At 68.8% G+C, this 23,790-nt stretch carries 22 protein-coding genes; 20 read left to right on the top strand and 2 right to left on the bottom strand.

Annotated elements, in window-relative coordinates:
* Positions 1 to 4 precede the first annotated feature (4 nt).
* From ftsW to QE388_RS17310, 11 genes are all read left to right on the top strand, one after another.
* Entirely contained in the window at positions 5 to 1,243 is a 1,239-nt protein-coding gene (gene ftsW / locus QE388_RS17360) for a putative lipid II flippase FtsW (protein ID WP_307386746.1), read from the top strand.
* 17 nt (positions 1,244 to 1,260) lie between these two features.
* On the top strand, positions 1,261 to 2,334 hold the full coding sequence (locus tag QE388_RS17355; protein ID WP_307386744.1) for a glycosyltransferase: 1,074 nt from the start codon (positions 1,261 to 1,263) through the stop codon (positions 2,332 to 2,334).
* Positions 2,335 to 2,386: 52 nt separating this feature from the next.
* Positions 2,387 to 3,793 (top strand): UDP-N-acetylmuramate--L-alanine ligase, encoded by a 1,407-nt coding sequence (gene murC / locus QE388_RS17350; RefSeq protein WP_307386743.1) that lies wholly within the window; start codon positions 2,387 to 2,389, stop codon positions 3,791 to 3,793.
* A gap of 2 nt (positions 3,794 to 3,795) precedes the next feature.
* Positions 3,796 to 4,749 (top strand): FtsQ-type POTRA domain-containing protein, encoded by a 954-nt coding sequence (locus QE388_RS17345; protein WP_307386742.1) that lies wholly within the window; start codon positions 3,796 to 3,798, stop codon positions 4,747 to 4,749.
* 151 nt (positions 4,750 to 4,900) lie between these two features.
* The gene (gene ftsZ, locus QE388_RS17340; protein WP_307386740.1) at positions 4,901 to 6,088 is read left to right on the top strand and encodes a cell division protein FtsZ; all 1,188 of its coding nucleotides are present in this window, start codon (positions 4,901 to 4,903) and stop codon (positions 6,086 to 6,088) included.
* Positions 6,089 to 6,152: 64 nt separating this feature from the next.
* A complete protein-coding gene (locus QE388_RS17335; protein WP_307386738.1) occupies positions 6,153 to 6,836 on the top strand; it encodes a YggS family pyridoxal phosphate-dependent enzyme in 684 nt (227 codons plus the stop codon).
* 31 nt (positions 6,837 to 6,867) lie between these two features.
* Complete coding sequence (locus QE388_RS17330; RefSeq protein WP_058596002.1) at positions 6,868 to 7,341, top strand: cell division protein SepF; 474 nt, start codon at positions 6,868 to 6,870, stop codon at positions 7,339 to 7,341.
* Between the two features lie 6 nt (positions 7,342 to 7,347).
* Complete coding sequence (locus QE388_RS17325; protein WP_058596001.1) at positions 7,348 to 7,650, top strand: YggT family protein; 303 nt, start codon at positions 7,348 to 7,350, stop codon at positions 7,648 to 7,650.
* A 120-nt stretch (positions 7,651 to 7,770) separates the two neighbouring features.
* Positions 7,771 to 8,391, top strand: a complete 621-nt coding sequence (locus QE388_RS17320) for a DivIVA domain-containing protein (RefSeq protein ID WP_058596000.1) — start codon at positions 7,771 to 7,773, stop codon at positions 8,389 to 8,391.
* 9 nt (positions 8,392 to 8,400) lie between these two features.
* Positions 8,401 to 8,988, top strand: coding sequence for a signal peptidase II (gene lspA / locus QE388_RS17315; protein ID WP_307386735.1), 588 nt, complete (start codon positions 8,401 to 8,403; stop codon positions 8,986 to 8,988).
* Between the two features lies 1 nt (position 8,989).
* The gene (locus tag QE388_RS17310; protein WP_307386733.1) at positions 8,990 to 9,913 is read left to right on the top strand and encodes an RluA family pseudouridine synthase; all 924 of its coding nucleotides are present in this window, start codon (positions 8,990 to 8,992) and stop codon (positions 9,911 to 9,913) included.
* Between the two features lie 6 nt (positions 9,914 to 9,919).
* Here QE388_RS17310 and QE388_RS17305 read toward each other — a convergent pair whose 3' ends face one another.
* Positions 9,920 to 10,402 (bottom strand): NUDIX domain-containing protein, encoded by a 483-nt coding sequence (locus QE388_RS17305; protein WP_307386732.1) that lies wholly within the window; start codon positions 10,400 to 10,402, stop codon positions 9,920 to 9,922.
* 181 nt (positions 10,403 to 10,583) lie between these two features.
* Here QE388_RS17305 and dnaE point away from each other — a divergent pair, with 181 nt between their 5' ends.
* The 5 genes from dnaE (at position 10,584) to QE388_RS17280 (ending at position 18,417) form a co-directional block, all read left to right on the top strand.
* Positions 10,584 to 14,048 (top strand): DNA polymerase III subunit alpha, encoded by a 3,465-nt coding sequence (gene dnaE, locus QE388_RS17300; protein WP_373426651.1) that lies wholly within the window; start codon positions 10,584 to 10,586, stop codon positions 14,046 to 14,048.
* A 94-nt stretch (positions 14,049 to 14,142) separates the two neighbouring features.
* Positions 14,143 to 15,504, top strand: coding sequence for a hypothetical protein (locus tag QE388_RS17295; RefSeq protein ID WP_307386728.1), 1,362 nt, complete (start codon positions 14,143 to 14,145; stop codon positions 15,502 to 15,504).
* A 71-nt stretch (positions 15,505 to 15,575) separates the two neighbouring features.
* The gene (gene hisD / locus QE388_RS17290; protein WP_307386726.1) at positions 15,576 to 16,877 is read left to right on the top strand and encodes a histidinol dehydrogenase; all 1,302 of its coding nucleotides are present in this window, start codon (positions 15,576 to 15,578) and stop codon (positions 16,875 to 16,877) included.
* 12 nt (positions 16,878 to 16,889) lie between these two features.
* Positions 16,890 to 17,381: a transcriptional regulator NrdR gene (gene nrdR / locus QE388_RS17285; protein WP_058595995.1), complete on the top strand. Its 492-nt coding sequence runs from the start codon at positions 16,890 to 16,892 to the stop codon at positions 17,379 to 17,381.
* Between the two features lie 10 nt (positions 17,382 to 17,391).
* Complete coding sequence (locus tag QE388_RS17280) at positions 17,392 to 18,417, top strand: quinone-dependent dihydroorotate dehydrogenase (RefSeq protein WP_307386724.1); 1,026 nt, start codon at positions 17,392 to 17,394, stop codon at positions 18,415 to 18,417.
* Between the two features lie 107 nt (positions 18,418 to 18,524).
* On the opposite strand, the gene QE388_RS17275 is transcribed toward QE388_RS17280, so the two are convergent.
* Entirely contained in the window at positions 18,525 to 19,097 is a 573-nt protein-coding gene (locus QE388_RS17275; RefSeq protein WP_275796948.1) for a DUF3043 domain-containing protein, read from the bottom strand.
* 46 nt (positions 19,098 to 19,143) lie between these two features.
* On the opposite strand from QE388_RS17275, the gene QE388_RS17270 reads away from it, so the two are divergent.
* The 4 genes from QE388_RS17270 (at position 19,144) to ctaD (ending at position 23,788) form a co-directional block, all read left to right on the top strand.
* Positions 19,144 to 20,538, top strand: coding sequence for a dipeptidase (locus QE388_RS17270; RefSeq protein ID WP_307386722.1), 1,395 nt, complete (start codon positions 19,144 to 19,146; stop codon positions 20,536 to 20,538).
* Between the two features lie 71 nt (positions 20,539 to 20,609).
* Complete coding sequence (erpA, locus tag QE388_RS17265; RefSeq protein WP_013583176.1) at positions 20,610 to 20,975, top strand: iron-sulfur cluster insertion protein ErpA; 366 nt, start codon at positions 20,610 to 20,612, stop codon at positions 20,973 to 20,975.
* Between the two features lie 165 nt (positions 20,976 to 21,140).
* The gene (coxB, locus tag QE388_RS17260) at positions 21,141 to 22,022 is read left to right on the top strand and encodes a cytochrome c oxidase subunit II (protein WP_275796954.1); all 882 of its coding nucleotides are present in this window, start codon (positions 21,141 to 21,143) and stop codon (positions 22,020 to 22,022) included.
* Between the two features lie 2 nt (positions 22,023 to 22,024).
* Positions 22,025 to 23,788, top strand: a complete 1,764-nt coding sequence (ctaD, locus tag QE388_RS17255; protein ID WP_275796956.1) for a cytochrome c oxidase subunit I — start codon at positions 22,025 to 22,027, stop codon at positions 23,786 to 23,788.
* Positions 23,789 to 23,790 lie beyond the last annotated feature (2 nt).

Raw genomic sequence — 23,790 nt, 5'->3', positions numbered from 1 at the left:
GGGGATGCGAGTGACCACGACGGCCCCGCCGCCCCGGCAGACTCCCGACGAGCCCTCCACCCCCGGTCTCGCCGCGCGCGTGTCCCTGGGCCGTGCTTTCCGCCCGGTCTCGACCGAGTTCCTGCTGATCACGTCGGCTGCCCTCCTGCTCACGGGTTTCGGGCTCGTGATGGTGCTGTCGGCGACCTCGGCTCTCGACGGAGGGCAGAACCCCTTCGATCACGTCTTGAAACAGGGCGTCTTCGCCGTGGTCGGCATCCCTCTGATGTTCGCCCTGAGTCGCGCACCGATGGCGTTCTGGAAGAAGATCGCCTGGCCGGTCCTGATTTTCGCGACGCTGTTCCAGCTCCTCGTCTACGTGCCCGGCCTCGGCATCGAGTCGTACGGAAACCGCAACTGGGTGCAGATCGCCGGGTTCCAGTTCCAGCCCGCCGAGTTCTTGAAGCTCGCACTCGCCCTGTGGATGGGTGCGGTGCTCTACCGCAAACGCCGTCTGCTGACCGCGTGGAAGCACGTGTTCATCCCGGTCGTGCCGGTGGCCGTCCTCGTCATCGGGACCGTGCTCGGGGGAAAAGACCTCGGCACGGTGATGATCCTCGTCCTCGTGGTGCTCGGCGCCCTGTTCTTCGCCGGGATCAAGCTCCGCATGTTCATCGTCCCTGCGGTGCTGTCGGTGGGGGTGGTCCTCGCCTCGGCGGTCGGCAGCGAGAACCGCATGGCGCGTATCACGAGCCTGTTCAATCCCGACGACGCCTCCTGCTACTACACCTCCTGCTACCAGTCCCTGCACGGGGTCTGGGGTCTCGCGAGCGGGGGGCTCCTGGGGCTCGGTCTCGGCAACTCGAAAGAGAAGTACGACTGGCTCCCGGCGGCCGCGAACGACTACATCTTCGCGATCATCGGCGAAGAGCTCGGTCTGATCGGATGCCTCGTGGTCCTGCTGCTGTTCGCGCTGTTCGCGGTCGGCGCGTTCCACATCATCCGTCGCACCGATGACACCTTCGTGCGGATCGTCGCCGGCGCGATCACCCTCTGGATCGTCGGGCAGGCGCTCGTGAACATCGGCGTCGTCCTGCGCATCTTCCCGGTGCTCGGCGTCCCGCTGCCGTTCATGTCGCAGGGCGGCACGTCGCTGCTGTCGGTGCTCATCGCGTGCGGTGTCCTGCTGTCGTGCGCGCGGACGCTGCCCGACCGCCGCTCCAAGACGCCCGCGGCCCCCGCGCGCGCAGCCCGACGCCGCTGACGTTTAGGCTCGAACGAGTGACGACCACTCTTCTGGCCGGCGGCGGCACCGCCGGGCACGTGAACCCCCTGCTCGCCGTCGCGGACGGTCTGCGCGCTCGCGACGCCTCCGACGAGGTCCTCGTCCTCGGGACGCGCGAGGGCCTCGAGGCCCGTCTCGTGCCGTTGCGCGGCTACGAGCTCCTGTTCGTCGACAAGGTTCCCTTCCCGCGTCGCCCGAACGGCGCCGCGGCGCGGTTCCCCGCTCGGTTCCTCCGTGCGGTCGCCGACGTCCGGCGGATGATCCGCGAGCGCCGGGTCGACGTCGTCGTCGGCTTCGGGGGATACGCCGCCGCCCCCGCGTACGTGGCCGCGCGCCGTGAGCGAATTCCCTTCGTCGTCCACGAGGCCAACGCCAAGCCGGGGCTCGCGAACGTCCTGGGCGCCCGCGGCGCCTCCGGGGTGGGTGTGGCGTTCGAGGGCACGCCCCTGCGCGGTTCGCGGGTCGTCGGCATGCCGTTGCGGCGCGAGATCGTCGACCTCGACGCTCACGCTCTCCGCGACGAGGCGGCTCGTCACTTCGGTCTGGATGCCACCCGCCCCACGCTCCTCGTCTTCGGCGGCTCGCTCGGGGCGCTGCGCCTGAACACGGCGTTCGGCGGAGCCTGGCGCGACGTGCTCGACGCGGGCTGGCAGCTCCTGCACGTGACGGGGCAGAACTCCGACCTGCCCGACCCCGGTGCCGCCGGGTACGCGGTCGTCCGCTACGTCGATCGGATGGACCTGGCCTTCGCCCTCGCGGACTTCATCGTCTCGCGATCGGGTGCCGCGACCGTCAGCGAGATCAGTGCGCTGGGCATTCCGGCGGTGTACGTGCCGTACGCCGTGGGAAACGGCGAGCAGAGCCTGAACGCCGCCGCAGCCGTGCGTGCGGGAGCGGCTCGCCTGATCCCCGACGCCGAGTTCACCCCCGATCGCGTCCGTTCCGAGATCGTGCCGCTGCTGCGCGACGACGCGGGACGCGACGCCATGCGCGCCGCAGCCGCCCGCGCCGGCACTCGCGTCGGCACCGAGAACGTCATCGCGATGATCGACGAGGCCCTGACGCGCTGACGGGCGCGCCGGGGCTCGCCCGCAGGATCCGCGACGTAAACTCGCAGACGCCATGATCAGACCCGACCTGAGCCTCCCCATCCCCGAGACCATCACCTCCGCGCACTTCATCGGCGTGGGCGGTTCGGGCATGTCCGGGCTCGCCCGCATGTTCCTCGACCGCGGCATCCGGGTCTCCGGTTCCGACCGCGCCGACAGCGCCGCTCTGCGGGACCTCGCCGCTCGCGGTGCGACCGTGTACGTCGGTCACGACGCCGCGCACCTGGGAGACGCCGACACGGTCGTTCACACGGGCGCGATCTGGCCCGAGAACCCCGAGTTCGTCACCGCCAAGGAGCGCGGGCTGCACGTCATCCACCGCTCGCAGGCGCTGCACTGGCTCATCGGCGGCCGCCGCCTCGTCTCGGTCGCCGGCGCGCACGGCAAGACGACCTCGACCGGCATGATCGTCACGGCGCTGCGCGCGCTCGAGGTCGACCCCACCTTCGTCAACGGCGGCGTGCTCGCCGACCTCGGTGCCTCGAGCGGCACGGGCTCCGACGACCTGGTCGTCATCGAGGCGGACGAGTCGGACGGTACCTTCGAGCTCTACGACACCGCCGTCGCACTCATCACGAACGTCGACCCCGATCACCTCGACCACTACGGCTCGCGCGACGCGTTCGACGCCGCGTTCGCCCGATTCGCGGATGCCGCGAGCGAAGCCGTCGTGATCTCCTCCGACGACGCGGGCGCCCGCGCCGTGCGGGAGCGCATCACGCACGCGAACGTCGTGACCTTCGGCGAGGACTCGGCCGCCGACGTCCGGCTGAGCGGCATCCGGACCGACGGTCCCGTCGCCTTCACGCTGACCGCCGACGGCGAGAGCGTCGACGTGCAGCTGCGGGTCCCGGGGGCGCACAACGCCGTGAACGCGGCCGGTGCTGTCGCGGTCCTGCGCGTGCTCGGACACTCGCTCACCGATGCCGCCCGCGCGGTCGAGGGCTTCGGCGGGACGGTCCGGCGCTTCGAGCTGCACGGCGTCGCGCAGGGCGTCAGCGTCTACGACGACTACGCACACCACCCCACGGAGGTCGCCGCAGCCCTCTCGGCCGCGCGCACGGTCGTGGGGGAGGGACGCATCATCGCGATCCAGCAGCCGCACACGTACTCGCGTACGCAGGAGATGTACCGCGAGTTCGCGGAGGTCCTCGAGACCCACGCCGACCACACGGTCATGCTCGACGTCTACGGTGCGCGAGAGGATCCGGTGCCCGGAGTCACCGGCGAGCTCGTCAGCGGGGCTTTCACCGATCCCGAGCACGTGCACTACGTCCCCGACTGGCAGGCGGCCGCCGACTACACGGCCCGCATCGCCCGGCCCGGAGATTACGTCATCACCCTGGGCTGCGGGAACGTGTATCAGATCATCCCGCAGGTGCTCGAGGCGCTCTCGCGCACCGAGGCCGCGGCGGTCTGAGCGTGGAGCGGCCCTCGCCCCTGCCCTCGCCGCCGGAGCGGCGCGCCCGCCCGGCCGAGGTGCCCACGGCGCGCGTCGATCCGGCCCTGCCCGACGCGGACGGGGCGACCGCGCCTGTCGTCCCCTTGATCGCCCCGGTCGGGCGAGACGACGAGACGATCCCGGATGCCGCGCCCCCGGCGAAGGAGACCGGGACCGGCCTCCGCGATGTCTGGCGTGCCTCGCGCGCACGGCGCCGCGCGCTGCGCGCCGAGGTCCGCCGGTTCACGGTGCGTCAGCGTCGTCGTCGACGGATCTGGATCGGGGTCGGCGTCTCCGTCGCGGTGATGGTCGTGGCGACCGTGGGGGCCGCCTACAGCCCGTTGTTCGCCCTCGAGCGCGTCGACGTGGTGGGAACGTCGCAGCTCGACGCGGCCGCGGTCACCGAAGCGCTCAGCGATCAGGTCGGCACTCCGCTCGCCCTCATCGACGACAGCAAGATCAAGGCCGCCCTGGTGCGCTTTCCCCTCGTGGAGTCGTACACGCTCGAGGCGCAGCCCCCGCACGACCTCGTCGTCCGCATCGTGGAGCGCACGCCCATCGGCGTCGTGCAGACCGCGGCCGGCTTCACCGTCGTCGATGCGGCGGGCGTCGTCCTCTCCACGACTCCCCAGGCGCCGGCCGGGCAGCCGGTGCTCGACATTCCGGCCGGCACATCGTCCGAGCCGTTCCGCGCGGCCGGACGCGTGATGCGCGCGCTGCCCGACGGCATCCGTTCGCAGGTCACCGCGGTGTCCGCGACGACACCGGACGACGTGACCCTCACCCTCGGTGCGACCGGCACCCGCGTGATGTGGGGGAGCGCCGACCGCTCGCCCGAGAAGGCCCGGGTTCTCGACCTGCTGATGCAGAAGAGCCCGCCCGACAGCACCCGCGAGTACGACGTGACGTCGCCCGAGGCCGGCGTCATCCGCTGATCTCGGGAGCGATCCTCGGACACGCCGCGTGTCGACCGGGCGGCGACCACAACGCCGCCTACTTTCAAGTCAAGGAATTGCATACCGGGCAATTCTTTAACCCTCAACATGAGGTTTAGAGTTTCGGGTTCGGGGACAAACGGAGGCCGGCATGAGCCACAACCAGAACTACCTCGCCGTGATCAAGGTCGTCGGTGTGGGCGGGGGCGGCGTCAACGCCGTCAACCGCATGATCGAGCTCGGCCTGCGCGGCGTGGAGTTCATCGCGATCAACACCGACGCGCAGGCGCTGCTCATGAGCGACGCCGACGTCAAGCTCGACGTCGGCCGCGAGCTGACGCGCGGCCTGGGCGCGGGCGCGGATCCCGAGGTGGGCCGTCGCGCCGCCGAGGACCACGCCGAGGAGATCGAGGAGGCGCTCCGCGGTGCCGACATGGTCTTCGTCACGGCGGGCGAGGGCGGCGGCACCGGAACCGGTGGCGCTCCCGTCGTCGCCAAGATCGCCAAGTCGATCGGCGCCCTCACCATCGGTGTCGTGACCAAGCCCTTCTCGTTCGAGGGTCGTCGCCGCCAGAGCCAGGCCGAGGGCGGTGTCCAGCGCCTGAAGGAAGAGGTCGACACCCTCATCGTCGTCCCCAACGACCGTCTCCTCGAGATCAGCGACCGCGGCATCTCGATGATCGAGGCCTTCGCCACGGCCGACCAGGTGCTGCTCGCCGGTGTCCAGGGCATCACCGACCTCATCACGACCCCGGGTCTGATCAACCTCGACTTCGCCGACGTCAAGAGCGTCATGCAGGGAGCGGGGTCGGCCCTGATGGGCATCGGCTCGGCGCGGGGGGCGGATCGCGCCATCAAGGCCGCCGAGCTCGCCGTCGAATCGCCCCTGCTCGAGGCGTCGATCGAAGGAGCGCACGGCGTGCTGCTGTCGATCCAGGGCGGCTCGAACCTCGGCATCTTCGAGATCAACGACGCCGCACAGCTCGTCAAGGAAGCGGCGCACCCCGAGGCGAACATCATCTTCGGTACGGTCATCGACGACACGCTCGGCGACGAGGTCCGCGTCACGGTCATCGCCGCCGGCTTCGACGGGGGAGAGCCGTCGCTGCGCATCGACGCGGTCGGCGCCCAGCGCTCCGTCTCGGCTCCCGTCGTCCCCGTCATCCCCGCCGACGACGTGGCGCGCGACCTGCACGCGGCCGAGGAGCAGAAGGCATCGACGGAGCGTGCCCCCGAGCGCAAGCCCGAGCCCGCCCCCGTCGCGGCCCACGTCCCCGAGTCGTCGTACGAAGGCGGATTCGCCGAGGACGACCTCGACGTGCCGGACTTCCTCAAGTAAGCACGGGTGAGCAGTGCAGCGGGTCCGGTCTCGGCCGGGCCCGCTCTCGTCGTGAAGGAGACCCATGTCCACCGCCCTCGCCGATCGCCTCGCCGACGTCGATGCACGCATCGCGGATGCCGCCCGCGCGGCGGGCCGCGATCTCGGCGGGATCACGCGCATCGTCGTGACGAAGTTCCACCCGGCATCCCTCGTCCGTGAGCTGCACGATCTGGGAGTCCGCGATGTCGGCGAGAACCGGCAGCAGGAGCTGACGGTCAAACGCGATGAGCTGGCGAGTCTCTCCGACCTCCGCTGGCACTTCATCGGGCAGGCCCAGACGAACAAGGCGCGGGCCGTCCGCGCCGCGGCCGACGTGGTCCACTCCGTCGATCGTCCGCGCATCGCCGATGCTCTGGATGCCGCGGGCTCGGGCGATCCGCTCGACGTGCTGCTGCAGGTGAACCTGACGGACGACGCCGGGCGCGGGGGAATCGCTCCGGGTGACGTGGAAGCCCTTGCTGCCCACGTCGCGGGACTGGCGTCGCTGCGTGTCCGGGGCGTGATGGCGGTGGCACCGCTCGACGAAGACCCCGCTCACGCCTTCGAGCGTCTTCGTCGGAGCGCGGACGTCGTGCGCACGGTCGTCCCGGAAGCGACGTGGATCTCGGCGGGGATGACCGGCGACTTCCCCGAAGCGATCGCAATGGGTGCGACACACCTACGGATCGGATCGGCAATCACGGGTCCGAGGCCCGTGCGCGGATAGCCTCGACACAGACGAGCGAACGGAGGATGCGATGTCGAACCCGCTCAAGAAGACGATGGTTTACCTGGGACTCGCCGATGAGGAGGAGACCTATGACGAGCCTGCGCCGCAGCCGGCCGCGCGCAAGCAGCAGCCGCAGCAGACCGCGCCGATCGAGAAGGCTGCTCCCGTGACCCCCCTGCATCGGCCCGCCGTAGTGCGTCAGCCCGCTGCCGGTCCGGTCAGTGAGATCCTGACGGTGCACCCCAAGCAGTACCGCGATGCGCAGACGATCGCCGAGAACTTCCGCGAGGGGATTCCGGTCATCATCAACCTGTCGCAGATGAGCGACGCCGACGCGCGTCGTCTGATCGACTTCGCGAGCGGACTGTCGCTCGGTCTCTACGGACGCATCGAACGGGTCACGAGCAAGGTCTTCCTGCTCTCGCCCGAGAACATCGCCGTCTCCGGAGACGGTGCGATCGCGCAGGCCGACCCCGAGGTCGCGCCCTTCGCGCCTCAGTAAGCGATCGTGGCCGTCCTGAGCCTGGTCGGCTCGATCCTCAGTGCGCTCCTCTTCATCTACATCGTGCTGCTGCTCGCGCGCCTCGTGCTCGAGTACATCCCGATGTTCAACCGGGAGTGGCGCCCTCGCGGCGCTGTTCTCGTGATCGCCGAGATCGTGTATACGGTGACCGATCCTCCGATCAGACTGATCCGTCGCTTCATCCCGCCCCTGCGCATCGGGGGGATCGCGTTCGATTTCGGATTCGCGATCACCATGTTCCTGTGCTTCCTGCTGCTGAGCGTCACGCGGTCCCTCTCGGCCTTGTGACCTCGATCGCCGCCGCCTTCGACACCGGTCGAGGGCGGCGGCTATGCTGTTCCGAAGCGGTACGCCCCGGTGCGACACCCCCAACAGTTCCAACTCAGAGCTCTCGAAAGAGGAAACACCATGGCACTGACCCCCGATGACGTCGTCACCAAGCAGTTCCAGCACGTGCGCTTCAAGGAGGGTTTCGACCCCGATGAGGTCGACGACTTCCTCGACGAGATCGTCGTCGAGTGGCGCAAGACGATCGCCGAGAACGAAGAGCTGAAGGCGAAGCTCGCCGCGTTCGAGTCCGGCGAGGCGGCCCCGGTGGCCGCGGCCCCCGCGGCCGAGGCGCCCAAGGTCGAAGAGCCGGTCGTCGCCGAGGCGCCTGCAGCGGCTCCGGAGGCCCCCGCGGTCGAGGCCGACGCTGCTCCCGCCGCGCAGAGCGCCGGCATCATCGAGCTGGCCCAGCGCCTGCACGACGAGCACGTCGCCGAGGGTAAGGCCCAGCGCGACCAGCTCATCAGCGAGGCTCAGGCGCAGGCGGCGTCCATCGTCGCCGAGGCCGAGCAGAAGGGTCGCGAAGAGCGCGCCCGTCTCGAGAAGGAGCGCGTCACCCTCGAGGGTCGTATCACCGAGCTGCGCAACTTCGAGCGCGACTACCGCTCGCAGCTCCGCTCCTACATCGAGGGTCAGCTCCGCGACCTCGACACCACCGCGTCGTCCTCTGGCTCGACGCCCGTGTCGGCGATCGGTCTGTAGGCCGACTCTTTGCGCAGTCGACCTCCCCTGCGTTCGGCGGCGGCCGGCATCCTCATCGCGATCCTCGCGGTGGTGGTGCTGGCCGCCGACCAGTTGGCGAAGATGATCGCCATCGAGAACCTCCCTCCCGAGCGCGTCGTCCCCGTCATCGGCGAGGCGCTCCAGCTGTACCTCGTGCGAAACCCCGGGGCGGCTTTCTCGCTCGGCGAGGGTGTCACCTGGATCTTCACGATCGCCCTGGCGGGCGTGGCGTGCGTCATCCTCTTCCTCGCGGTCACGCGGGTCCGCTCGCGGCTATGGGCGGTCGTGCTGGGTCTCCTGCTCGGCGGAGTGCTGGGCAACCTGAGCGACAGGCTCTTCCGCGAACCGGGCTTCCCCGTCGGCCACGTCGTCGACTTCATCTCGACCCCGTGGATGATGCCGGCGATCTACAACGTCGCCGATGTGTTCATCGTCTCGATGATGATCTCCGTCGCACTGCTGGTGCTCTTCGGCCTCCGTCTCGACGGCACGCGCGAGACGCGGGCATCCCGCGCCGCCGATGCCGCCGCGCCCGACGACAGCGTCGACGCCGCGACCGACCCCGGTTCTCGCTGACATGGAGTCGCGACACCTTCCCGTTCCCGACGGGCTCGATGGAACGCGCGTCGACCAGGCGCTGGCCAAGATGCTCGGCTTCTCGCGGACCTTCGCTGCCGAGATCGCCGACGCGGGCGGGGTGAGCGTCGACGGGCGCTCCGTCGCTCGCTCCGACCGTCTCCGCGGCGGCGGGTGGTTGAGCGTGGAGTGGGAACCGAAGCGTGAGCCCGAAATCGTGCCCGTCGAAGTCGCCGACCTCGGCATCGTCTGGGACGACGATGACATCGTCGTCGTCGACAAGCCCGCGGGCGTGGCGGCTCATCCCTCCGTGGGGTGGGAGGGGCCGACCGTGCTCGGCGCCCTCGCCGCGGCGGGGTTCCGTATCGCCACGAGCGGGCCGGCCGAGCGCCGCGGCGTGGTCCACCGGCTCGACGCCGGGACGAGCGGTCTGATGGTCGTGGCCAAGACCGAACGCGCCTACACGCTCCTGAAGAGCGCGTTCAAGGAGCGCGAGGTCGACAAGATCTATCACGCGGTCGTTCAGGGGCACCCCGACCCGCTGTCGGGAACCATCGACGCGCCGATTGGGCGTCATCCGCACCACTCGTGGAAGTTCGCGGTCGTTCCCGACGGGAAAGACTCGGTGACCCACTACGAGACGCTCGAGGCGTTCCCTCGCGCGTCGCTCCTCGAGATCCACCTCGAGACCGGGCGCACGCATCAGATCCGCGTGCACATGGCGGCTCATCGGCATCCCTGTGTCGGCGACCCCCTGTACGGCGCCGATCCCACGCTCTCCGCCCGTCTGGGACTCGAGCGTCAGTGGCTCCACGCCCACCGGCTCGCCTTCACCCACCCCGCGACGGGGGAGTGGGTCAGCTTCGAGTCGGCGTACCCCGCCGACCTCGCGCACGCGCTCGAGATCCTCCGCGACGGATTCTGACTCCGGTCACGCGGGCGAGGCGTTCTGCTCGAATCGCGTCGGCCCGTCGGTGAGTCCCGCGCGGACGCGAGCGTGCATCTCGTCATCCAGAAGCTCGTCGAGGCCGGCGATCGGATGCCATCCGACCTCGGTCATCTCGCCGTCGACGGGCTCGGGCTCACCCGACAGCCACGTGCAGGCGAAGACGAGATCGAGGTAGTCGCTCTGGTCGCCGTTGGCGTACGTCACGCGGGGAATCTGGTGCACCCAGGCGAGTCGGTCGGCGCGAATGCGAACACCGGCTTCCTCCGCGGCCTCGCGGACAGCGGCATCCGCGGGCTCTTCTCCGGGGTCGACGATCCCGGTGACCGGGGTCAGGCGGCCGTTGTCACTGCGCCGTCCGAGCAGGACGACGTCGTCGCGCACGACCACGGCGGTCACGCCGACCAGAGGCAGGGGGCGGGTGCCGACGAGGCGGCGGAGTTCGAGGACGAAGTCTGGCGTGGGCACGCGCCCACCGTAGCCGAGTCGATTCGACCTCGGCAGTGAGCGTGAGCGTCACGTGCGCGACGCGCGGGTGGCACCTGGGGGTCCGCTCTGAACTTCCGGACGCGATGTCGGAGGCCGAACGTAGACTCGTCACGTGGCAGCAGACTCCTTCGTTCACCTTCACGTGCACAGCGAGTATTCGATGCTCGACGGAGCCGCGCGCATCGGTCCGATGGTGCAAGAGGCCGTCAAACAGGGCATGCCCGCGATCGCCGTCACCGACCACGGCAACACCTTCGCCGCGTTCGAGTTCTACAAGACCGCGAAAGACGCGGGCATCAAGCCGATCATCGGTATCGAGGCCTACGTCACGCCGGGAACTCACCGCTCCGACAAGACGCGCGTGCGCTGGGGCACGCCCGAGCAGCAGAGCGACGACGTCTCGGGCTCGGGTGCATACACGCACATGACCCTGCTGTCCGAGACGACCGAGGGAATGCACAATCTCTTCCGGCTTTCGTCCAAGGCGAGCATGGAGGGCTACTACTTCAAGCCGCGCATGGACCGCGAGCTGCTGCAGACCTACAGCAAGGGACTGATCGCGACGACCGGGTGTCCGTCCGGAGAGGTGCAGACGCGTCTGCGCCTGGGCCAGTACGAGGCAGCCCGTGCCGCGGCGGCAGAGTTCCAAGACATCTTCGGCAAAGACAACTACTTCGCCGAGATCATGGACCACGGGTTGTCGATCGAGCGCCGGGTCATGGGCGACCTGTTGAAGATCTCGAAAGACCTCGGCATCCCCCTCGTCGGTACCAACGACCTGCACTACACGCACCAGCACGACGCGACGAGCCATGCCGCCCTCCTCTGCGTGCAGTCGGGCTCGACGCTCGACGACCCCAAGCGCTTCAAGTTCGACGGCGACGGCTACTACGTCAAGTCGCCCGCTGAGATGCGCCAGGTCTTCCGCGACCACCCCGAGGCGTGCGACAGTACGCTGCTCATCGCGGAGCGGTGCAACGTCGAGTTCGACACTTCGGCCAACTACATGCCGCGCTTCCCGGTGCCGCCCGGCGAGACCGAGGGCAGTTGGATGATCAAAGAGGTCGAGAACGGCCTGCAGGACCGCTACCCGGGCGGCATCCCCGACGCGGTGCGCAAGCAGGCCGAGTACGAGACCGACGTCATCCTGCAGATGGGGTTCCCCGGCTACTTCCTCGTCGTCGCCGACTTCATCAACTGGGCGAAGAACAACGGCATCCGCGTCGGTCCCGGTCGCGGTTCGGGCGCCGGCTCGATGGTCGCCTACGCGATGAAGATCACCGACCTCGATCCGCTGCAGCACGGCCTTATCTTCGAGCGGTTCCTCAACCCCGACCGCGTCTCGATGCCCGACTTCGACGTCGACTTCGACGACCGTCGCCGTGGCGAGGTCATCCAGTACGTGACCGAGAAGTACGGCGACGAGCGCGTCGCACAGATCGTCACGTACGGCACGATCAAGGCCAAGCAGGCGCTGAAAGACGCCGGGCGTGTGCTCGGTTTCCCCTTCAGCATGGGCGACAAGCTCACGAAGGCCATGCCCCCCGCCGTGATGGGCAAAGACATGCCGCTGGACGGCATGTTCAACCCCGAGCACCCGCGCTACAAAGAGGCGAGCGAGTTCCGCACCCTCATCGAGACCGACGCCGAGGCGAAAACCGTGTTCGACACGGCCCTCGGGCTCGAGAACCTCAAGCGCCAGTGGGGCGTGCACGCGGCCGGTGTGATCATGTCGAGCGAGCCGCTCATCGACATCATCCCGATCATGCGTCGCGAGCAGGACGGCCAGATCGTCACGCAGTTCGACTACCCCGCGTGCGAGTCGCTCGGCCTGATCAAGATGGACTTCCTGGGGCTGCGCAACCTCACGATCATCAACGACGCGCTCGACAACATCGAGGCCAACCGGGGTCATCCACTCGTGCTGGAAGACCTCGAGCTCGACGATGCGGCATCCTACGAGCTGCTCGCCCGGGGCGACACGCTCGGCGTGTTCCAGCTCGACGGTGGGCCCATGCGCTCTCTGCTGCGCCTCATGCGCCCCGACAACTTCGAGGACATCTCGGCCGTGCTGGCGCTGTATCGCCCGGGTCCGATGGGCGTGAACTCGCACATCAACTACGCGCTGCGCAAGAACAAGCAGCAAGAGATCGAGCCGATCCATCCCGAGCTCGAAGAGCCGCTGGCCGACATCCTCGACACCACCTACGGCCTGATCGTCTATCAGGAGCAGGTGATGGCCGTCGCCCAGCGCGTCGCCGGGTACACGCTCGGTCAGGCCGATCTGCTGCGCCGTGCGATGGGCAAGAAGAAGAAGAGCGAGCTCGACAAGCAGAAAGAGATCTTCTTCGGCGGGATGACCGAGCGCGGCTACGGCGAGGTCGCGCAGCAGACGCTGTGGAAAGTGCTCGAGTCGTTCGCCGACTACGCGTTCAACAAGGCGCACACGGCCGCCTACGGGCTCGTGTCGTACTGGACGGCGTACCTCAAGGCGCACTATCCCGCCGAGTACATGGCCGCGCTGCTGACGAGCGTCGGCGACTCCAAAGACAAGATGGCCGTCTACCTCAACGAGTGCCGCCGCATGGGCATCAAGGTGCTGCCCCCCGACGTCAACGAGTCGATCCGTTTCTTCGCCGCCGTCGGCGAGGACATCCGCTTCGGCCTCGGAGCGGTGCGCAACGTCGGCGCCAACGTCGTCGACGGGATCGTTGCAGCCCGGCAGGATGCCAAGTACGCCTCGTTCCACGACTTCCTCGCGAAGGTGCCCATGCACGTCGCCAACAAGCGCACGGTCGAGTCGCTGATCAAGGCCGGCGCTTTCGACTCGCTCGGCTCCACTCGTCGGGCACTCCTCGAGATCCACGAGGACGCGTGCGAAGGGGCCGTGAGCGACAAGAGGCGCGAAGCCAACGGCGAGGTGGGTTTCGACTTCGATTCGCTCTGGGACGAGCCGCAGCAGGTGTCGAAGGTCCCGGACCGGCCCGAATGGACGAAGAAGGACAAGCTCGCGTTCGAGCGCGAGATGTTGGGGCTCTACGTCTCGGATCATCCTCTGGCGGGCCTCGAGGTCCCGCTCGCGAAGCACGCGTCGACCTCGATCCACGATCTGCTCTCGTCGGAAGACGTGCAGGACGGCGATCAGGTGACGGTCGCAGGCCTTCTGACCAGCGTGCAGCACCGGGTGGCCAAACAGAGTGGCAACCCCTACGGCATGGTGACGGTCGAGGATTTCAACGGCGAGGTCACCGTGATGTTCATGGGCAAGACCTACGCCGAGTTCGCCCCGATTCTGCAGGGCGACTCGATCCTCGTCGTGCGCGGTCGAGTGTCGCGCCGCGACGACGGTCTGAACCTGCACGCCCAGTCCGCGTTCGCCCCCGACCTCGAGGGGATGGACGCGGCGAGCGGTCTGACGCTCGTCGTTCCGGAGCAGCGCGCGAACGAAGCCCTGATCGGCGAGCTCGCGCAGACCCTGCAGCGGCATGCGGGTGATACCGAGGTGCTTCTCAAGCTTCACAAAGGTGGGACGGCAAAGGTCTTCGAGGTGCCTTTGCCTGTTCGCGTGACCGCCGACCTCTTCGGTGAGTTGAAGGGATTGCTCGGGCCCAACTGCCTGGGTTGACACGCGCGAGGTCGCGCACCGGTGTCCGTGAGGTGCCGGCGCGACACGCTCGAAAACCGTACGGGGCGCTCTCGTGCCCTCGGAAAGGAAGATCGTGACCGACCGCACTGACGAATCCGTCGCGCACATGGGCCCCTCGGGCGACGAACCGCAATCGGCCGGTGCCCGGGAGGTGTCCGGTCCGCGCCTCGCGCGCTCGTCCATGGCATCCCCCTCCTCCGCCGTCGACGAGGGAGAGACCGACACGCCCGTATCCGATGGGCCCACCGGGGACGTCCCGGACGTGAACGACCGCGCGGACTCGCGTGACGTCGACGACGAGGACGCCGACCTGGGCGACGACACCGGTCACCGCGAAGCGGGCCACGGCGATGCCGCCGGACAGATGTCGGCGCGTTCGCACGTCAACACGCACAACGTGTCACTGCCGTCCACGTCCTCCACGTCCGGCGCCGCACGGGGTGCGGTGTCGTACGCGGTGGGCCCTTTCTCGGTCCGCGAGGTCTCGCTCCTGGGGATCTGGGCCGTCGCGTTCCTCGTGTCCTTCTTCCCCGACAACAACGTCACCGGAGCCGCTCGACTGCTCGTCGGCGGCAGCAATGTCTGGCTCTCGGGACTCTGGTGGATTCCCGCCGTGGCGTTGCCGACGCTCGCCGTGGGACTTCTCGTCCTCCGTCGGTTGTCGCCGCAGGGAATCCGCCGTGTCGGCTCCCTCGGGATCGACCAGTTCGCGTCCGTCGCCTTCTCCGTGGCGGCGTTGGTGTGGGTGGCGTGGCTCTGGGAGACGGTGTCGATCGCGATCGACACCGGCGGATGGGTTCGTTCCTGGGTCGTGTGGGTCGAGGCGGTGCTGATGGTCGCCGGTGTCGTGCTGACCGTCGCCGCTCCGTTCCTTCCTCCCTTCGCCGGTGACTTCGCCGATCGCGAGGAGGTGCCCGCCCATCGGAACGCGCGCCCCGTTCGTCCCGTCGTCCCGCGGCCGGCCACGGCGCGCCCGGCTCGCCGTTCGACAGTTCGTCGGGCGCCCGACGCTGCGTCGGCCCCGCACGCGGAGGCCGCTGCCACCCCCGGCGACTATGTGCGATCGACCGAAGGGCCCCGCCCCGCGCCGACTGATCCGCCCACCTCGGTCCTGCCGGCCGTGGACCACTCCCACGCGGAAGAGGATGCCGCGGTCGCTCCGCATCACGCGAACCCGTCCGACGACCACGCGACCGATGTGATCACCGGCATCCACGACTCACCCGCCGAATCCGCTCACCCGGCGACGCAGGCTTTCTGGGCCCTCGCGCCCGTCGAACGCGAGGTCGTGGACGACTACGGCACGCCGATCTTCCGTATCGGACCGTCCGCGTGGGCACTCGTGATCGAGGATCGCGGCGAGACGTTCGTGATCCGCCACGACGACGGCCGGATCGGCTACCTGCACGACGTGTCGGGCATCACCCGCGGCTGAAAGCCTGACGACAGTCTGGGAGCGCCCCCTCTCGCGGAAGGGGGCTCCCAGGCGGCCGGTAGCCTGGTCTCATGCTCCGTACCATCGATCTCCGTGGCCGTGTGCTCTCGCCCGCCGAGCTCCTCGCGGTCGTTCCGCGCGCCGACAGCGCGCGTGACGAAGCCCTCGTCATCGCGGCCCGCATCGTCGACGACGTCGCCGTGCGCGGTGAAGAGGCCCTGCGCGAGCAGGCGGCGCAGTTCGACCACGTGACCGACCACGCGATCGCCGTCCCCGCGGCGCACCTCGACGAAGCCCTCGACTCCCTCGACCCGGGCGTGCGCGCGGCCCTCGAAGAAGCGATCACGCGCGTGCGCGCGGCCTCGGCCGCTCAGGTCCCGGCGCCCGTGGTGACCGAGCTCGGTCCCGGAGCGCGCGTCACCCAGCGCTGGCAGCCCGTGCGCCGCGTCGGGCTCTACGTCCCGGGCGGCAAGGCGGTCTACCCCTCGAGCGTCGTGATGAACACCGTCCCGGCCCAGGTGGCGGGGGTCCGAGAGATCGCTCTGGCCTCCCCGCCGCAGCGCGAGTTCGGGGGGCGTGTGCACCCCGTGATCCTCGCGGCGGCCCGCCTGCTCGGCGTCACCGAGGTCTACGCGATGGGCGGTGCCGGAGCGATCGGCGCCTTCGCCTCCGGCGTGGCCAGCCTCGGCCTCGACCCCGTCGATGTCGTCACGGGTCCCGGGAACAACTTCGTCGCCTCGGCCAAGCGCGCTGTCGCCGGTCGGGTCGGCACCGACTCCGAGGCCGGCGCGACCGAGATCCTGGTCGTCGCCGACGCGGGCGCGGACCCCGCCCTCGTGGCGGCCGACCTCGTGAGCCAGGCCGAGCACGACGAGCAGGCCTCGGCCGTGCTGGTCACCGACTCGACTGCTCTCGCCGATGCTGTCCGTGCGGCCCTTCCCGCCCGCATTGCGGCGACCCGGCACAGCAAGCGGGTTGCCGCCGCTTTTGAGGGCCCGCAATCGGCGGTCGTGCTCGTCGACGACCTCGCGCAGGCGACGGCTTTCAGCAACGCCTACGCTCCGGAGCACCTGGAGCTCCACCTCGCCGACCCCCGTCCGGAGGACTTCGTCAACGCCGGTGCGGTGTTCGTCGGCCCCTACACCCCGGTCAGCCTGGGCGATTACCTCGCCGGCAGCAACCACGTGCTTCCGACGGGAGGGCAGTCGCGCTACGGCGCGGGGCTGTCGGCCGCGACATTCCTCCGCCCGCAGCAGGTGATCGAGTACGACCGCGAAGCGCTCCGCTCGGTGCACGACGCGATCGTCACCCTCGCGGAGGCCGAGGCTCTGCCCGCACACGGCGAGGCCGTCACGGCCCGCTTCCCCGCATAGATCGGCGAGAGCATGCACTGTCCTTTCTGTCGGAACCCCGATTCCCGCGTCATCGACTCGCGCACGAGCGATGACGGTCTCAGCATCCGCCGTCGTCGGCAATGCCCGAAGTGCGGCGGGCGCTTCTCGACCGTCGAGACCGCGAGCCTCAACGTCATCAAGCGTTCGGGGGTCGTCGAGCCGTTCAGCCGCGAAAAAGTGATGTCGGGGGTGCGCAAGGCCTGCCAGGGACGACCCGTCACCGACGCCGACCTCGCCGTGCTCGCGCAGCAGGTCGAGGAGGCCATTCGGCAGACCGGGTCGTCGCAGATCGACGCGAACGAGATCGGGCTGTCGATCCTCGGTCCACTCCGCGAGCTCGACGAGGTCGCCTACCTCCGGTTCGCGAGCGTCTACCAGGCGTTCGAGTCTCTCGAGGACTTCGACGCCGCCATCGCGCAGCTGCGCGCCGACCACGCCCACCGTCAGGTGTCCGCGAGCAGTACCACGGACGACGTCCAGTAGCCTGGCGGGGATGTATCCGCTTCTCTTCCGCACGGTCCTCACGCGTCTCGACCCCGAGTTCGCCCATCACCTCGCTGCGCTCGTGATCCGTGTCGCCGGCGTCGAGCCCGTGGCATCCGTCGTCCGTCGTGCGACCGCGCCGGCGCCCGACCAGGGGGTCGATGCCCTCGGACTGCACTTCGACTCTCCGTTCGGCGTGGCGGCGGGGTTCGACAAGAACGTCACCATGGTCCGCGGACTCGGTGCGCTCGGCTTCGGGCACGTCGAGGTGGGGACGGTCACGGCGCTCGCTCAGCCGGGCAACCCCAAGCCGCGTCTGTTCCGCCTCGTGGCCGATCGCGCGGTCATCAACCGCATGGGCTTCAACAACGACGGCGCCGCCGCGGCCGCAGCGAAGCTCCGGCGACTCCGACGGGCGCGCCGGCGTCCCGTGATCGGCGTCAACATCGGCAAGAGCCGCGTCGTGGCCGTCGAAGACGCGACCACCGACTACGTGCGCAGCGCACGCCTGCTCGCGCCGCTGGCCGACTACCTCGTCGTCAACGTCTCATCGCCGAACACCCCGGGGCTGCGCGGTCTGCAGGCCGTCGAAACGCTGCGGCCGTTGCTGACGGCGGTTCGGGATGCCGCGGGCTCGACGCCCCTCCTCGTGAAGATCGCCCCCGATCTCGATGACGACGAGGTGCAGGACATCGCCCGACTCGCGGTCGACGCAGGGCTCGCCGGCCTCATCGCGACGAACACGACGATCGCGCGGACCGGACTCTCGACGGATGCCGCCACGGTCGAGGCCGCGGGAGCGGGCGGCCTCTCGGGCGCCCCATTGAAGGCGCGCGCCGCCGAGGTGCTGCGGCTGGTGAGAGCGGCCGTCCCCGCCGAGTTCGTCGTGATCTCAGCCGGGGGAGTGGAGACCGCCGAGGACGTGCGCGAGCGCCTCGCGGCCGGCGCGAACCTCGTCCAGGGCTATACGGGCTTCCTCTACCGGGGTCCTCTGTGGGGCCGGCAGATCAACCGCGGTCTCTCGCGCGACCGCTGACCGTCGATCTCGCTCCGGCTTCTGAGGTCGCGGCGGGAACGACGTCGCGGCGGGAACGACGAAGCGGCGCGCCCGAGGGCACGCCGCTTCGTGAAGAATCCCGCGTGTCAGGCGGGGTACTGCCCGCGCTTGACCTGGGCCTTGGGCAGGCGCATGAAGCGCATCTGCACGGTGCGCATCGCCGCGTACCATCCGAGGCCCTTCTCGAGCTTGCTCTCGCCGAACTTGTCCTTCGCGGCGCGCTTCACGCGGATCGACGTGATGATCATGTCGCCGATGACGAAGAGGATGAAGATCCAGAGGGCGACGAACGCCCAGTACTGGAAGAACTGCACCGGAAGCACCGTCAGCAGGATGACGATGAGCATGAACGGCATGACGCCCTCGCCGAGGTGCCAGCCGGCATCCACGAAATCGCGCGCGAAGCGGCGCTGCGGCCCCTTGTCGCGGACGGGGAGGTAGCGCTCCTCACCGGCGGCCATGCCGACGCGGGCCTTCTCGCGCTGAGCGGCCAGCTCGGCGCGGGCGCGAGCCTTGGCCTCTTTGGTGTCGGGGACGAGCGGGCGCTTGCGCGCGGCTTCCTGCTCGGCCCGCGAGGGCGTCGCGCGGCCCTTGCCCGAACCGATCTCCGTCGGGTCGACGGGGGTGTCGTTGGGGGCGGGGGCGGGGGACTTTGCCACGGAAAACCTCGAGAGCTCGCTGATCGGGAGATTTAAGATTACCCGCATGACCCCCGACCTGTCCTTGCAGAATGCCGTGCGCGACGCCGCGGCCGCCGGCATCCCTTCCGCCCTCGCCGATCTGGGAGCCCTCGTGCGCATCCCCTCGATCGCGTGGCCGGCGTTCGATCAGTCTGCGCTCGAGAAGAGCGCGGACGCCGTGGCCGACCTGTTCCGCGGAACGGGCATGTTCGATCGGGTCGAGGTGAGGCGCGCCGCGATCCCGGGCACCGACGAACTCGGCCAGCCCGCGGTGCTCGCCTCTCGGCCGGCGAGGAACGGCCGCCCGACGGTGCTGCTGTACGCGCACCACGACGTGCAGCCCCCCGGTGACGACGCGCTGTGGGATTCGCCGCCCTTCGAACCGACCGTGCGCGACGGGCGCCTGTACGGTCGAGGCGCGGCGGATGACAAGGCCGGCGTCATGGCCCACGTCGCCGCCATCCGCGCACTGGCCGAGGTGGTCGGCGACGACCTCGACCTCGGGATCGCCGTCTTCATCGAGGGCGAGGAGGAGTACGGGTCCCGGTCCTTCGCTCAGTTCCTGGCCGACAATGCCGACGTGCTCCGCTCGGACGTCATCGTCGTCGCCGACTCGGGCAACTGGGACGACCGCACGCCCGGCCTCACCGTGTCGCTCCGCGGCAACGCCCGTTTCACGCTGACGGTGCGGACCTTGGAGCACGCCTCCCACTCGGGGATGCTCGGGGGAGCGGTCCCGGATGCCATGCTCGCCACCGTGAAGCTCCTGGCGACGCTCTGGGACGACGACGGCGCCGTCGCGGTCGAGGGCCTCCACGTCCGCGAGGCGGAGACCCCTGCGTACGACGAGTCCACCCTGCGCGCGGAGTCGGGCCTGCTCGAGGGAGTCAGCCCCATCGGGCGCGACTCGATCCTGAGCCGCATCTGGAACAAGCCCTCGGTGACGATCACCGGATGGGATGCCACGCCCGTGGCGTCGGCGTCGAACACCCTGGCACCCGCGACGAGCGTCGTGATCAGCGCTCGCGTCGCTCCCGGCCAGAGCGCCGAAGACGCCTACGCCGCGATCGAAGCGCACCTCCGCGCGCATGTGCCGTTCGGTGCCCACCTGGAGTTCAGCGACGTCGACTGCGGCGACGCGTTCCTCGTCGACACGAGCGGCTGGGCCGTCGAGGACGCCCGCGCGTCGTTCGCCGAGGGGTACGGCGTCGAATCCGTCGACGTCGGGATCGGCGGCTCGATCCCCTTCATCGCCGACCTCGTCCGAGAGTTCCCCGCCGCGCAGATCCTCGTCACGGGGGTGGAGGACCCGCACGCCCGCGCGCACAGCCCCAACGAATCGTTGCACCTGGACACGTTCCGCAACGCGGTGGTGTCGGAAGCGCTCCTGCTGACGCGCCTGAACGCGCGCACCGTCTGAACGAGGCCGCGGGGGCGTGACGGGCGTAGAATCGTCTCGTCCACGCGACCGATCAACCGAAGGGCATCGCCATGACCGACACCACACTGTCGTCCGCCGCCGACACCCGCGAGCACGGCGTGGGCCTGACCGCGGCCGCCTCCGACAAGGTCAAGAGCCTGCTGTCGCAGGAAGGCCGCGACGACCTGCGTCTCCGTGTCGCCGTTCAGCCGGGCGGTTGCTCCGGCCTCATCTACCAGCTCTACTTCGATGAGCGTTACCTCGACGGCGACAAGGTCGTCGACTTCGACGGTGTCGAGGTCATCGTCGACGACATGAGCGTGCCGTATCTCGACGGCGCGAGCATCGACTTCAAGGACACGATCTCGGAGCAGGGCTTCACGATCGACAACCCCAATGCGCAGGGCTCCTGCGCGTGCGGCGACAGCTTCCACTGAGCTCGGCGCGCCGTCCGCGAGCGTCTTTCGAGGACCCCCGGAACCACGGATCACACCGTGGAATCCGGGGGTTCTCGATGTCTCGGCACTGGACGAATGGCCTGAGAACGGTGAGAGGTTGCCGTAGACTGTCAAAGCTTCATCCACGACCCGGAAAGGTGCACTGTGCCCTCCAAACGTCGCCTCCGCTGGGCTGCGCTTCCCCTCGGGATCGCGTCCGTCGCGCTTCTGTCCGGTTGCACCACGACCCAGCTGCACGGTTTCCTCCCCGGCTTCGTCGATGACGGCACGCCTGCCACCAACCACACCGACATGGTCGCCGGTCTGTGGGTCAACTCCTGGATCGTGCTGCTCGCAGTCGGCGTGATCACGTGGGGTCTCATGCTCTGGGCGGTCATCGCCTACCGCCGCCGCAAGGGGCAGTCGGGCCTCCCGGTGCAGCTGCGCTACAACATGCCGGTCGAGATCTTCTACACGATCGTCCCGCTGATCCTCGTCGTCGGCTTCTTCGCCTTCACGGCGCGTGACCAGAACACGCTCGAGACGCAGTACGACGACCCCGACGTCTCGATCACCGCGTACGGCAAGCAGTGGGCCTGGGACTTCCAGTACAACGGCACGAAGGAAGACAACTCTGACGCCGTGTACTCGATGGGCGTCCAGGCGAAGGCCACGGCCGACGGCTATGACCTCGAGGACGTGCCGACGCTCTACCTCCCGGTGAACAAGAAGGTCAAGATCGACCTCCGCTCGCGCGACGTGATCCACTCGTTCTGGATCATCGACTTCCTGTACAAGAAGGACATGTACATCGGCCGCGACAACGAGTGGTCCTTCACCCCGACCCGCGAGGGCACGTACGAAGGCAAGTGCGCCGAGCTGTGCGGTGAGTACCACTCCGCCATGCTCTTCAACGTCAAGGTCGTCAGCGACGCGGAGTACGAGGACTACCTCGCCTCGCTCCGCAGCGCCGGTGACGTCGGCGACATCAGTGATCTGTCGCGCCTGCAGAACCTCACGACGGCCGGCGCCGAAGGGAACAAGTGATCATGGCCACGACGCTTCCGCTTCAGGAGAAGGGCGCTTCCCGCCCGACGACTCTCCCTCCGCGTCAAGCCGCTCTGCTCAGCACCTCGCGTGTCGAGCAGAAGGGCAACCTGGTCGTCAAGTGGATCACCTCCACCGACCACAAGACCATCGGCTACATGTACCTGATCGCCTCGGTGATCTTCTTCATGCTCGGTGGCGTGATGGCGCTGATCATCCGCGCGGAGCTCTTCGAGCCCGGCATGCAGATCATCCCGACCAAAGAGCAGTACAACCAGCTGTTCACCATGCACGGCACGATCATGCTGCTCATGTTCGCGACGCCGCTGTTCGCGGGCTTCGCGAACGCGCTGCTGCCGCTGCAGATCGGTGCGCCCGACGTGGCCTTCCCGCGTCTGAACGCCTTCGCCTTCTGGCTGTTCCTCTTCGGGTCGACGATCGCCGTCTCCGGCTTCCTCACCCCGCAGGGTGCGGCCGGGTTCGGCTGGTTCGCCTATCAGCCGCTCGCCAACGCGAGTTTCTCGCCGGGTGTCGGCGGCAACCTCTGGATGCTGGGCCTCGGCATCAGCGGTTTCGGCACGATCCTCGGTGCGGTGAACTTCATCACCACGATCCTCACGATGCGCGCCCCCGGCATGACCATGTGGCGCATGCCGATCTTCTCGTGGAACACGCTCATCACGAGCATCCTGATCCTTCTCGCCTTCCCGGTGCTCGCCGCGGCCATCTTCGCCGCCGCCGCCGATCGCGTGCTGGGCGCCCACATCTACAGCCCTGAGAACGGCGGCGTGCTCCTCTGGCAGCACCTCTTCTGGTTCTTCGGTCACCCCGAGGTGTACATCATCGCGCTGCCGTTCTTCGGCATCGTCTCCGAGATCTTCCCGGTTTTCAGCCGCAAGCCGATCTTCGGTTACAAGACCCTGGTGTACGCGACGATCGCGATCGCCGCTCTCTCGGTGGCCGTGTGGGCGCACCACATGTACGTCACGGGTGGAGTGCTCCTGCCGTTCTTCGCCCTGATGACCATGCTCATCGCGGTGCCGACCGGCGTGAAGATCTTCAACTGGATCGGCACGCTCTGGCGAGGCTCGGTCACGTTCGAAACGCCGATGGTGTTCGCACTCGGCTTCCTCGTGTCGTTCGTCTTCGGCGGCCTGACCGGTGTCATCCTCGCGTCGCCCCCGCTCGACTTCCACCTGTCCGACTCGTACTTCGTCGTGGCGCACTTCCACTACGTCGTCTTCGGCACGGTCGTCTTCGCGATGTTCGCCGGCTTCTACTTCTGGTGGCCCAAGTGGACCGGAAAGATGCTCAACGAGCGTCTCGGCATGGTGCACTTCTGGATGCTGTTCATCGGCTTCCACATGACCTTCCTCATCCAGCACTGGCTGGGCGTCGACGGCATGGTGCGTCGCTACGCGGACTACGCCGCGGCCGACGGGTGGACCTGGGAGAACCAGCTCTCGACCATCGGCTCGATGATCCTCGGTGCGTCGATGATCCCGTTCCTGCTGAACGTCTGGATCACGGCCCGCAAGGCTCCTCGCGTGACGGTCGACGACCCCTGGGGTTACGGCGCTTCGCTCGAGTGGGCGACGTCGTGTCCGCCGCCGCGTCACAACTTCACCTCGATCCCGCGCATCCGTAGCGAGCGCCCCGCCTTCGACCTGAACCACCCCGAGGCCGGTATCCCGGTCGGCGTGGGCCCGGCGAAGGACGCCCCCGACACGCCCGTCGTCGACGCGGCCGCTGGAGAGGTCAAGTAAAC

Source organism: Microbacterium sp. SORGH_AS_0969 (genome assembly GCF_030818255.1).
Lineage (GTDB): Bacteria > Actinomycetota > Actinomycetes > Actinomycetales > Microbacteriaceae > Microbacterium.
The sequence above is the reverse complement of the archived record's forward strand: the minus strand, read 5'-3'. Positions and strand labels throughout refer to the sequence as shown.